This is a genomic window from Streptomyces triticisoli, assembly GCF_003270085.1.
GTDB classification, from domain to species: Bacteria; Actinomycetota; Actinomycetes; order Streptomycetales; family Streptomycetaceae; genus Streptomyces; species Streptomyces triticisoli.
The window spans coordinates 1-12274 of the sequence record NZ_QFDQ01000184.1; the positions used below are offsets into that span (position 1 = coordinate 1).

Below are 12274 nucleotides of genomic sequence, written 5' to 3' on the forward strand. Positions count from 1 at the left end.
CCGGCCGGCGTGCCGAGGGGTGCGGGGCGGACGCCGTCGCGGGCTGCGCCGCGAGGCGGGAGCGGCGGCGTCGCTGTGGCAGTCCGGCGTCCAGGTCGCGCGGAGTCCCGTGGCCCGGGGCGGCGGGCTGCGCCTGGCCGTCCTGATCCGTGGTCCGTGAGCGGGCGGCGTCCGCACCGTCCGGTGCGGGGGCCTCGCGGCGTCCCGTGGCAACCTCCCGCGGCCCGGTCCGGGCCGGAGGGGACGCGGGGCGCGCGCTCGCCTCGTGGTGTCGGTCCGTGCTCGTGCCCGGCGCGTCCGGCTTCCGGGTCGAGCGCGGCGCGCTGGCCGCCGGCGGCCTCTCGGCCGGGTCGATCCGGGTGAGCAGGTGGCTGTCGACCCGCAGGACCGCGCGCACTCCTCCGTAGGGCGAGGGCGAGGACAGGTCGACACCCAGGTCGAACTGCCGGGTGAGCTGTCCGATCGCGGCGAGCCCCATGCGCGGCGGGTCCCCGAGATCGGTCAGCAGGATCGGCTCGCTGCCGGCCACCAGCCGCTGGGCGCGGGCCCGTTCGTCCTGCGTCATGCCCAGGCCCGCGTCGTCGACGGTGACGCAGACCCCGTGGTGGACGTGCTCCAGGTTGACCACGACGTCGGTGTCGGGCGCCGAGTGGCGCAAAGCGTTGTCCAGGAGCTCGGCGACGATGAGGGCGATCGGCTCGACGGCGTGCGAGACAAGCGCGGTGCCCGCCTCCAGATGGTTGTGCACTCGCACCCGGTGGTAGCCGGCGAGCCGGGCCAGGCCGCCGGTCACCGCGTCCACCAGGTGCGACTCCTCACGAGCCAGCCCGACCCAGGCGCCGCACACCACCGCGGCGACCTGAGCCCGGCGCAACGACTGCTCGTTCTCGTGGTCGAGCGTGAACAGCGTCTGAGTCAGCTCGGGGTCGTCATAGCGCTGCTGCAGGCCGCGCAGGGCGTCCTGCAGCCGGTACAGGGCGGCCTGGATCTCCCGGGTGGCGCCGCGCATCCCGGCCTGGGCGGCGGAGTCGATCCGGGTGCGCTGCGCGACCAGTTCGGTGCGCAGGGCGCCCAGCACGTTCTCCAGCGCGATGTCCAGCGGCGTACCGGTGGTCCCCGGCCGCAGCGGGCCCGGCACGGTGACGTGCGGATGTGTCGACTGCCGGGCGGCGGCGGGGATCCGCTGCGCTGCCAGATGTTCCACTTCGGCGGTCAACGCCCGCTCCATGTCCTGCAGTTGTGAGAGCAGGGCGGTGATTCGGTCGCGTTGGACGGCCTGCCGGTGCCGGGACCGCAGCAGGCCGCCGCCAAGGACGAGGGCGGACAGTGTTCCGGCGGCGAGACCGCCGGCTACCAGGTCCGGCAATTCGATCATCGAGTCGGTTCCATGGGACGTCGGAAGGGCTGGGTCCGCGACCCTGCCACAGGCGTTCGGAGCACCGTACACGCTGTCATCGGTCGAACTCACACGGTGGGGGACAACTTCTCCGCGAAACCGCGCAGTTGCTGTTCGTTTTCATGTCAAGTGCCTGAGTTGTCCATACGCAGAGCGTGAGTTGACTTACCGTCAGTCCTGTCGTGGCGTCCGAGCCCCCGAGGTCACTCGCCCGGCTCGCGTTCCCGGCATCCCGTTCGCCGGCCGGGCCGGCAACGAGCCCGGGCTCGGCGGCCAGGAGGTCGAGCAGGGACTCGCGTTCGTCGGCCTTGGTTCCGGTCGACGCGTAGGCGATGGGCAGGCCCTGCAGGGTGCAGACCAGGTGCAGACCAGGTGCAGGCGCAGGCCCCAGAAGAAGCGGCTGTGGCCGGCGCAGTACCCGTACTCGGCCCATCCGGCCAGGTCGGAGCGCTTGACGGTCTCGCGGGAACGTCCGCACTCCACCGGCGTGGAGTCCACGATCCGCATGCCATCGCTCCACACCGAGGTGTCGGTGGCCGGCGCCCGGGTGACCCGCCGCAGTAGCTCGGCGACCTTCACCGCGACCGCGGACGCCCACAGTCCTTGAAGAACGACCCCGTCCCACGAACCAACGAGCCAGCAGACACGGATTGCCGACCCCCGACGACCAATGCCGGCAGTTCGCTGACCAGCAGGGGCACGGAACGCCGCTGACCTGCTACGAGGGCTGGGCTCCCCCTTGTGGGGCGTTCGGAGCAGCCTTGCTGTGGGGAGCCGGACCCGGTTCGGAACCCGCGGCCGAAACGGCCGTCCTCTCCAACTCCTGCCTCTCCAACTCCTGCCACTAGATTGCCTCTTGAACGATCAGTGGTCCGACCTGGAGGGCATCACATGACCGAGAGCGCCGCCTTCGGCGAGCAGAGCAAGAGGATCAGGACGGATCAGCCGCACACGGCCCGTATCTGGAACTACTGGCTGGGAGGCAAGGACAACTACGAGGTCGACCAGCAGGCAGGAGACCAGATCCGCCGGCTGCACCCGGGGATCGGGGACTACGCCCGGGCGGACCGGCAGTTCCTGGGGCGGGCGGTGCGGCACCTCGCGGGTGAGCAGGGCATACGGCAGTTCCTCGACGTCGGCACCGGACTGCCCACCGCAGACAACACGCACCAGGTCGCCCAGAGTGTCGCGCCCGAGTCCCGCATCGTCTACGTCGACAACGACCCGATCGTCCTCGCCCACGCCGCCGCCCTGCTCGACAGCGCTCCCGAGGGCCGCACCGACTATCTCGACGAGGACCTGCGCAACGCCGACTCCATCCTGGAACAGGCCGCGCGCACCCTGGACTTCAGTGAGCCCGTGGCACTGATGCTCCTCGGCGTCGTCATCTTCATCGAGGACGACGAGGAAGCGTACGGGATCGTGCGGCGTTTCATGGGGCACCTGCCGAAGGGCAGCTTCCTGGTCCTGTCGCACACCGTCACACGGCCGGACATGCCCGACGTCGACGCCGCGGTGGCTTTCTGGAACGAGCACGGCACCCCGAAACTGACCCAGCGCACCCCCGGTGCCGTCGCCCGGTTCTTCGACGGGCTGGAGGTGCTGACGCCCGGCGTGGTCTCCTGCAACCACTGGCGTCCCGGCACCACCGAAGGGGAGCTGCCCGAGGTCGCCATGTTCGGCGCAGTGGGCCGCAAGAGCTGAGCCCGGAAACGGACCCGGCCCCCGAGAAAGCGAAGCGCCGGCGGCTGCCGGGACGGGACAGGAGCCCGCGGGGTCCGGCCTTGAGTCTTCCCCGAGCCGCGATCGAAGCGACGATCGTGGCTCGGGGCCGACCGGCCCTCGAACCGGTCCCGGACATCCCATGGGTCTTCGCGGAGAGCCGCTGGATGCTCGAAAGAGCCGGGAGGCGCCGAGCGGCCTGGGGGAGACCCACGATGACGGGTGGCCTCGGCCCGACGGCCGGCTGCCACGGTTGTGGGCGGAGGCGAACCACCATGCCAGGCAACGTGCTGGCCGCCCATGGAACGACGAACGGCTCGACGGCGGAGGTCGCCGAAGCCGTCGCCGTGGTCCTGCGCAGGGAAGGGCTCGCGGCCGAAGCGCTCCCCACGCGGTCCGTGCGGATGGGCGGGACGAGGGCGGCGCCGTCGGCGACGGGCGACGCTCGTGGTTCCACTGCCCCGTGGTCCGCGGCGGCGCCGCAGGCGCCGAAGGTCCCCTCCTCGGACCGTTCGGCCCGGTCCGCGAGGGTCTGGCGGCCGGCAGCGGCTCAAGACTGCCGCGCGCCGCCTCGGGACCGGGGCCGGGATCCCGGTCACCTGCTGTCGCTCACGTCCGCCCCCTCCAGCGCGGCCCGTCCGGCCTCCAGCCGTGCCACCGGAACCCGGAACGGCGAGCAGGAGACGTAGTCCAGGCCGGCCGTGTGGAAGAAGTGCACCGAGTCGGGGTCACCGCCGTGTTCGCCGCACACGCCGATCTTCAGGTCCGGCCGGGCGGCGCGGCCCTCGGCGACGCCGATCCGGACCAGCCGGCCCACGCCGTCCCGGTCGATCGTCTCGAACGGGGAGGCCGGGAAGACGCCCTTGTCGAGATAGGCGGAGAAGAACTCCGCCTCGACGTCGTCGCGGGAGAAGCCCCAGGTCGTCTGGGTCAGGTCGTTGGTGCCGAAGGAGAAGAACTCCGCCTCCTGGGCGATCCGGCCCGCCGTCAGCGCCGCCCGGGGCAGCTCGATCATGGTCCCGACGGGGCAGGTGACCGGGACGCCGGACGCCCGGGAGACCTCGGCGAGCACCCGGTCCACCTCCTCGCGCACGATCCGCAGTTCGCGGACGTCACCGACGAGCGGAACCATGATCTCCGCCCGGGGGGTGCCGCCGGCCCGCGTGCGTTCCGCGACGGCCTCGCCGATGGCCCGTACCTGCATGGCGACCAGACCGGGAACCACCAGGCCGAGGCGCACGCCACGCAGCCCGAGCATCGGGTTCTCCTCGTGCATGCGGTTCACCGCGGCCAGCAGCTCGACGTCGTGCGCGGCCGGCAGGTCGCCGCGCGCCTCGGCGGTGGCGATCCGCACCGCGAGCCCGGTGCGGTCGGGCAGGAACTCGTGCAGCGGCGGGTCCAGCAGACGGATGGTGACGGGCAGCCCGTCCATCGCCTCCAGGATGCCGGTGAAGTCCTGCCGCTGGAGCGGCAGCAGCGCCGCCAGGGCCCGGTCGCGCTCGGCGTCCGAGCGGGCCAGGATCATCTCCTCGACCAGCTTGCGGCGCTCGCCCAGGAACATGTGCTCCGTGCGGCACAGCCCGATGCCCTGCGCGCCGAACCGGCGGGCGCGGGCGGCGTCCTCGGGGGTGTCGGCGTTGGCCCGCACCTGAAGCCGCCGGACCGTGTCGGCCCGGTCCAGGGCGCGGGCCACCGCGTCGACCACCTCGGCCGCTTCCCCGCCGGTGTCACCGGTCTCCAGGAACCGTATGACCGCCGAGTCCACGAGGGGCACCGCCCCCGGATACACCGCTCCCGCGGAGCCGTCCACGGAGATGACCGTGCCCTCCTCGACGACGGTGCCGTCGGCGGCGGTGAAGCGCCGGGCCCCGGGGTCGACGGAGAGCTCCTCGGCGCCGCACACGCAGACCTTGCCCATGCCGCGGGCCACCACGGCCGCGTGGCTGGTCTTGCCGCCGCGGCCGGTGAGCACCGCCTGCGCGGCGATCATGCCGGGCAGGTCGTCGGGGGTCGTCTCCTGGCGGACCAGGACCACCTTCTCGCCGGCCGCGGCACGGCGTACGGCCTCGGCGGAGTGGAAGACGGCCGCCCCGACCGCGGCGCCGGGCGAGGCCGGGAGACCGTGCGCGAGCGGTTCGCCGGCCGCCGAGGTGTCGAAGCGCGGGAACATCAGCCGGGCCAGTCCCTCGCCGCTCACCCGGGCGAGGGAATCGTCCGGGGTGATGAGTCCCTCGTCGGCCAGTGCGGCGGCGATGGCGAAGGCCGCCTCGGCGGTGCGCTTGCCGACCCGGGTCTGCAGCATCCACAGCGTGCCGCGCTCGATGGTGAACTCGATGTCGCACAGGTCCCGGTAGTGCCGCTCCAGCGTCCCCATGTGCTCACGGAGCCGGGCGTACGACTCGGGGTCCAGCCGCTCCAGCTCGGTCAGGGGAACGGTGTTGCGGATACCGGAGACCACGTCCTCGCCCTGCGCGTTGGGCAGGTAGTCGCCGTACAGGCCGGGGTGCCCGGTGGCCGGGTCGCGGGTGAAGGCGACACCGCTGCCGGAGTCGGGGCCGAGGTTGCCGAAGACCATGCGCTGCACGTTGACGGCGGTGCCCAGGTCGTCGGGGATGTGCTCACGCCGCCGGTACACGCGCGCCCGTTCACCGTTCCAGGACTCGAAGACGGCCAGGATCGCCCGGTGCAGCTGTTCGGCGGGGGACTGCGGGAAGGACTCGCCGGTCCCCCGGCGGATCACGTTCTTGTACGTCCTCACCAGCCGGGCGAGGTCACCGGCGTCCAGGTGCACGTCGTCCGGGACGCCGCGCAGCTCCCTGAGTTCGGCGAGGGCCCGTTGGAACAGGGCGGGGTCGACGCCCATGACCGTACTGCCGAACATCTGGATGAGGCGGCGGTAGGAGTCCCACGCGAAGCGTTCACTGCCGGACGCCTTGGCCAGTCCCAGGACGGAGTCGTCGTTCAGGCCGATGTCGAGGATCGTCTCCATCATGCCGGGCATGGAGAAACGGGCTCCGGAGCGGACGGACAGCAGCAGCGGGTCGTCCGGCTGCCCCAGCCGCCGGCCCGCGGCGGCCTCGACGGCCGCCAGGTGGTCGGAGACCTCCCGCGACATGCCCGCGGGCTCGCCGCCGGTGGCGAGGAAGACCCGGCAGGCCTCGGTGGTGAGGGTGAACCCCGGAGGGACGGGCAGCCCGAGCCGGGTCATCTCGGCCAGGTTCGAGCCCTTGCCACCGAGCAGGCCGGCCATGTCACGGCCGCCCTCCGTGAAGTCGTACACGTAACGGACCATGACGCTGCGCTCCTCGGACGTGGGGGCCTGACGCTTTCCAGCGTCGAGGGGGGAGCGTCCGCGCGCGAGGTGCCGGCAGGCCCGGAGCGGGGGCCGATTGGCCCCGCGCGGGGGACCGTGCGGTCCCTGGGCGCCCGCTCCCGGCGGGAGGAGACTCGCAACCGTCAGGAGTGCCGGAGGACCCGGAATCCGGGAGGGACGTGCCATGCCCCGCAATGTCGTAGTGGGAGTCGACGGATCCCCCGCGAGTCTCGCCGCCGCGCACTGGGCGGCCCAGGAGGCCCTGCGCCGGGGCACGGGGCTCGGTGTCGTACACGCCTGGCGCCCTCATCCGCACCCCGCGCCGTACGTGCCCCTGGGCAGCACCGAGCGCGACTGGGCCGAGCAGACTCTCCGGGCCGCCGTCCACAGCGTCCGCGCGGCCCACCCCGGGCTGCGCATCGACGACCGCCTGGTGTACGACGCGCCGGCCGCCGCCCTCGTCGCCGCCGCCGCGGAGGCCGAGCTGCTGGTCCTGGGCTCGCTCGGCCTGGGCGTCGTGGACGGGTTCGTCACGGGGTCCGTGTCCCAGCGGGTGGTCGCCCGTTCGGCGCGGCCCGTGGTGCTGGTGAGGGCGGGGCGCGGAGTCGCCGACGAGCATCTGCCGGCGGTGGACGGCGTCGCCCCGGAGGAGATTCCCGAGACGCCCTACCGTACGGTCGTGCTGGGACTGGACGTCCGGCACCCGTGCGACGAGCTGATCGGGTTCGCCTTCGAGGCCGCGCGGCTGCGGGACACCCGCCTGCACGTCGTGCACGCCTTCAGGCCGCCGGCGCGGCCCGTCGTCGACTCGTCGGGGATCGTGGGCCCGGCCGCCCCGCCGGCTCCGGAGGCCGAGGCGGAAGCGCTCGCGGCCCAGGAGCACGCGGTGGTCGCGGCACTGCGCCCCTGGTGCGGGAAGTATCCGACGGTCCCGGTGACCGAGACCGTGACCGCGGGCCGGGCAGCCGCCGCCCTGGTGCACGCCGCCAGGGACGCCGGGCTGCTCGTGGTGGGGCGCCGCACGAGCGGGGGCCGGCTCGGTGCCCACACCGGTCCGGTGGCACACGCCGTCCTGCACCACGTCGGCTGCCCCGTCGCCGTCGTCCCGCACGCCTGAGCCCGCCGGCCATGAGCCCCGCTCGTCCGCCCGGCTCGTCCGCCCCGGGTTCCCCTTCGGCCGGAGCCTCCGAACGCGATGTCCAGGGGGCCGGGCGGGGGCCGGGCCGAAGGTCCCGGCGGGCCGGGGCCGGACGGAACCGGTGCGGTGCCCCGTCGGCACTCCCCGCCGCCGCCCCGGACGACGAACATCGACAGCGACAGGACCCGACCAGGGAGAGGACCTCGTGATGACCGCGACCGCGACCATGACAGCCGGCCCCCGGACCGCCGAAGCGTGGCGCCGGTTCGCCGGGACGCAGTGGCGTGAGCGCATCGACGTGCGCGACTTCATCCAGGCCAACTACACCCCGTACGAAGGCGACGCGGCCTTCCTGACCGGGCCCACGGACCGCACCCGCGCCGTGTGGGAGAAGGTCAGCGGGCTCTTCCCCGAGGAACGGCGCCGGGGCATCCACGACGTCGACGCCGCCACCCCCTCCACGATCACCTCGCACGCCCCCGGCTACATCGACCGGGACCGCGAACTGATCGTGGGCCTGCAGACGGACGCCCCGCTGAAGCGCGCGATCATGCCGAACGGCGGTCTGCGCACGGTGGAGAGCGGCCTCAAGGCGTACGGCTACGAACCCGACCCCCTCGTCACCGAGATCTTCGGCACCTACCGCAAGACCCACAACGACGGCGTCTTCGACGCCTACACCCCCGAGATGCGCGACGCCCGCAGGGCGGGCATCATCACCGGCCTGCCGGACGCCTACGGCCGCGGCCGGATCATCGGTGACTACCGGCGCGTGGCCCTCTACGGCACCGACCGGCTCATCGCGGCCAAGCGGGCCGAGCGAGCCCTGCTGGACGCGCGGCCCTCCAGCCCGGACGTCATCCGGGACCGTGAGGAACTGGCCGAGCAGATCCGCGCGTTGGGCGAACTCGCCGAGATGGCGGACACGTACGGCTGCGACGTCTCCCGCCCCGCCGCCACCGCGCACGAGGCCGTCCAGTGGCTCTACCTCGGCTTCCTGGCAGCGGTGAAGGAGCAGAACGGCGCCGCGATGTCGCTGGGCCGCACCTCCACGTTCCTGGACGTCTACCTCCAGCGCGACCTGGACGAGGGGATCATCGACGAGACCCGCGCCCAGGAGCTGATCGACGACTTCGTCGTCAAGCTGCGGATCGTACGGTTCCTGCGCACCCCCGAGTACGACGCGCTGTTCTCCGGCGACCCGACCTGGGTGACGGAGTCCATCGGCGGCATCGGCGCCGACGGCCGGCCGTTGGTCACCCGCACCTCGTTCCGCTTCCTGCAGACGCTGTACAACCTGGGCCCGGCCCCCGAACCGAACCTCACGGTGCTGTGGTCGCCGCGGCTGCCCGAGGGGTTCAAGCGGTTCTGCGCGCAGGCCTCCATCGACACCAGCGCCGTGCAGTACGAGTCCGACGAGCTCATGCGGCCGCGCACCGGCGACGACACCGCGATCGCCTGCTGCGTCTCCGCGATGGCGGTCGGCAAGCAGATGCAGTTCTTCGGGGCGCGCGTCAACCTGGCCAAGGCACTGCTGTACGCGGTCAACGGCGGCCGGGACGAGATGACCGGCAAGCAGATCGCCCCCGAGACGCCACCGCTGACCGGCGAGTACCTGGACTACGACGAGCTGTCGGCGGCCTACGACCGGGTGCTGGACTGGCTGGCGCAGACCTACGTCAACGCGCTCAACGTCATCCACTACATGCACGACAAGTACGCCTACGAGCGCATCGAGATGGCCCTGCACGACCACCCCGTGCACCGCTTCATGGCCTGCGGCATCGCCAGCCTCTCCGTGGCCGTCGACAGCCTGTCGGCCGTGAAGTACGCCCGGGTGAAGGTGTTCCGCGACGCGACCGGTCTGGCCGTGGACTTCCGGACCGAGGGCGAGTTCCCGGCGTACGGCAACAACGACGACCGGGCCGACTCCCTCGCCGTCGGCCTGGTGGAGTCGTTCATGGAGAAGGTGCGCAAGCACCCCACCTACCGGGACGCCGAGCACACCCAGTCCGTGCTGACCATCACCTCCAACGTCGTCTACGGCAAGCACACCGGGAACACCCCCGACGGCCGCCGCGCCGGACAGCCCTTCGCGCCCGGCGCCAACCCGATGAACGGCCGTGACCGGCACGGAGTGGCCGCCTCCGCGCTGTCGGTGGCCAAGCTGCCCTACGGGCAGGCCCGCGACGGCATCTCGCTGACGACGACCGTCACCCCCGAGGGGCTCGGCCACCTCCCCGAGGAGCGGGCGGGCCACCTGGTCGGCATCCTCGACGCCTACATGGCGGCCGGCGGTTTCCACATGAACGTGAACGTGCTGAACCGGGCCGTACTGGAGGATGCCATGGAGCACCCGGAGAAGTACCCGGAGCTGACGATCCGGGTCTCCGGATACGCTGTCAACTTCGTCCGTCTGACCCGTGAGCAGCAGCTCGACGTGATCAGCCGCACCTTCCACGGATCGCTGTGAACACCGTCGTCGAGCCGGTGACGGGCCGTGTCCACTCCTGGGACCTGTCCACGGGAGTGGACGGTCCCGGGACCCGGTTCGTGCTGTTCGTCAACGGCTGCCCGCTGCGCTGCCTGTACTGCGCCAACCCCGACACCTGGCGCATGAGGGACGGCCGGCGGGCCACGGTGGACGAGGTGATGGCGGAGATCGAGAAGTACCGGGCCTTCGTCACCACGGCGGGGGGCGGGGTGACCGTCACCGGCGGGGAGCCCCTGCTCCAGCCCGCCTTCACCGGCGCCGTCCTGCGCCGCTGCAAGCAGGCCGGACTGCACACCGCCCTGGACACGTCCGGCTTCCTCGGCGCCCGTGCCACCGACGAGCTCCTCACCGACACCGACCTGGTGCTCCTGGACATCAAGTCCTCCGACGCCAGGACCTACCGCGAACTCACCGGTGGCGAACTCACCCCTACGCTCGACTTCGCCACCCGCCTCGACCGGCTCGGCAAACCGATGTGGATCCGGTACGTGCTGGTCCCCGGCTGGACCGACGACGAGCGGGCGGTGGAGGGGCTGGCACGCTTCGTGGCCGGCCTGGGCAGCGTCGAGCGGGTCGACATCCTGCCGTTCCACAAGCTCGGCGCGGCCAAGTACGAGGCCCTGGGCATCCCCTTCCCGCTGCGGGACACCCCGGTCCCCGACGCTGCGCTGGTGGAGCGGGTCCGCGGCCAGTTCCGTGCGCACGGCCTGGCGGCCCACTGAGGCCACTCCTCCGGCGGTCGCCGGCGCACCGGCCTCCGTGCCGCAGGGCCGGGTCCGGGGCTACTGCCCCTCGCCGGCCGCATCCCGGTCGGCCACCCGCACGTCGTGTCCGGCGTCCCGGGCCGCCGCGGCCACGCGTTCCAGTCCGAGCGGCTCCAGCTTGAGGAAGATCTCCGAGTACATCAGAGCACTGGGATGGACGAGCAGCAGACGCATGGATCACCTCGGGTGCCGGTGCCGGTGCGGGAATGCGGGGGATAACCCACGGCCCGGGCCGGGAAACCCCTGTCAGCCGCACGGCTCAACGCCAGGCCGCACCCACGGGCATCCCGGCAGCCGAGCCGCTTGCCACCCGCCGACCCGCCTCCACCAGGAGGGCCGGACGCCACGCCCGCACGTCTCACTCCACGGCGCCCTGGCGGACCTCCTGCGCGTATCCCCGTATCACCCCTTTTTTCGCCGCCTGGGCCGGTCGAGTGGTCTTTGCGTGGTCGACAGGCAAAGGGGAACCTCCAGCATGTCCGTTGCGAGGTCCCGCCCACAGTCAGAGGACTGCATGACGCCCCTCAGCAGCCATCGTCCACCGGCCGGGCAGGCCGGAGAAGAACCGCGCCTGTCGTCCGAGCTGATCGACGGCCTGGTGCGCGACGTCTGCGCGATCCCTCCGGGACCGGAAAGGCAAGCCGCCCGGGAGCGCGTCATCCGCCGTCTCGTCCCCCTGGCCCGTCGTATCGCCGCCAAGTACCGCAACATCGCCGGTGAGGAGCAGGACGACCTCTTCCAGGCGGCCTGCCTGGGGCTCGTCAGGGCCGTCGACGGCTACGACCCCGACCGGGGGCACGCGTTCCTGTCCTACGCGGTGCCCACGGTCGCCGGCGAGGTGAAACGTCACCTGCGGGACCGGACGGGCACGCTGCGGATCCCGCGCCCCGTCCAGGACGCCCGGCAGCGAGTGAATCGGGCACGCGGCGAGTTGGAGCAGCTCAACGGGCGGCCGGCGACACGGGCGGAGGTCGCGGCGTACTGCGACCTGCCCACGGAGGCGGTGACGGAGGCACTGCGCTCGGAGAGCGTCCGCCGCCCGCGCCCGCTGGACGCTCCGGCCGACGGCACGGACCTGCCCGGACCCACCCCGAGCGAGGTGATCGGCGGCTGCGACCCGGCCCTGGAACTCCTGGTCGAGCGGGTCACGCTGATACGCCTCCTGAACGAGCTGCCCGACAGGGAGCGCCGCATCCTGTACCTGCGGTTCTTCGAGGACCGGACCCAGCAGCAGATCGCCTCGGCCGTGGGCATCTCGCAGATGCACGTGTCCCGGCTGCTGGCGCGCTGCCTGGCCCACCTGCGCGAGGCACTGACGGACCCCTACGGAACAGAGGTAACGGGCGCCGGGCCGTCTGCCCGGGCGAAGGACGCCGCCGCGGGGCTCCGCACGGCCGGACCGCCGCACCTGCCGCCGGAGGAGCCACGCCGGCGGGGCGGCCCGGTC

At 72.6% G+C, this 12274-nt stretch carries 8 protein-coding genes and 1 pseudogene; 5 read left to right on the top strand and 4 right to left on the bottom strand.

Annotated features, from left to right (window positions below):
• Nucleotides 1–1375: ATP-binding protein (locus tag DEP02_RS24385; RefSeq protein ID WP_112469833.1), on the bottom strand; the 1375-nt coding region annotated here is incomplete at its 3' end.
• Nucleotides 1376–1616: 241 nt separating this feature from the next.
• Nucleotides 1617–1972, bottom strand: a pseudogene (locus DEP02_RS35910) (transposase family protein); the annotation flags it as partial.
• Nucleotides 1973–2287: 315 nt separating this feature from the next.
• Between DEP02_RS35910 and DEP02_RS24395 the strand changes: the two are divergent.
• Complete coding sequence (locus tag DEP02_RS24395; protein WP_112469834.1) at nucleotides 2288–3100, top strand: SAM-dependent methyltransferase; 813 nt, start codon at nucleotides 2288–2290, stop codon at nucleotides 3098–3100.
• 613 nt (nucleotides 3101–3713) lie between these two features.
• Here the strand turns inward: DEP02_RS24395 and ppdK are convergent.
• The gene (gene ppdK, locus DEP02_RS24405; RefSeq protein WP_112469835.1) at nucleotides 3714–6410 is read right to left on the bottom strand and encodes a pyruvate, phosphate dikinase; all 2697 of its coding nucleotides are present in this window, start codon (nucleotides 6408–6410) and stop codon (nucleotides 3714–3716) included.
• Between the two features lie 205 nt (nucleotides 6411–6615).
• Between ppdK and DEP02_RS24410 the strand changes: the two genes are divergently transcribed.
• From DEP02_RS24410 to pflA, 3 genes are all read left to right on the top strand, one after another.
• The gene (locus tag DEP02_RS24410; RefSeq protein ID WP_112469836.1) at nucleotides 6616–7548 is read left to right on the top strand and encodes a universal stress protein; all 933 of its coding nucleotides are present in this window, start codon (nucleotides 6616–6618) and stop codon (nucleotides 7546–7548) included.
• Between the two features lie 229 nt (nucleotides 7549–7777).
• Nucleotides 7778–10042, top strand: a complete 2265-nt coding sequence (gene pflB / locus DEP02_RS24415) for a formate C-acetyltransferase (protein ID WP_269809377.1) — start codon at nucleotides 7778–7780, stop codon at nucleotides 10040–10042.
• A complete protein-coding gene (gene pflA, locus DEP02_RS24420; RefSeq protein WP_112469837.1) occupies nucleotides 10039–10785 on the top strand; it encodes a pyruvate formate-lyase-activating protein in 747 nt (248 codons plus the stop codon). Before pflB ends, pflA begins: the two co-directional genes overlap by 4 nt.
• Nucleotides 10786–10845: 60 nt before the next feature.
• Here pflA and DEP02_RS33655 read toward each other — a convergent pair whose 3' ends face one another.
• Complete coding sequence (locus tag DEP02_RS33655; RefSeq protein WP_157977531.1) at nucleotides 10846–11001, bottom strand: hypothetical protein; 156 nt, start codon at nucleotides 10999–11001, stop codon at nucleotides 10846–10848.
• A gap of 340 nt (nucleotides 11002–11341) precedes the next feature.
• Here DEP02_RS33655 and DEP02_RS24425 point away from each other — a divergent pair.
• On the top strand, nucleotides 11342–12274 hold a 933-nt coding region (locus DEP02_RS24425), incomplete at its 3' end, for a sigma-70 family RNA polymerase sigma factor (protein WP_112469838.1).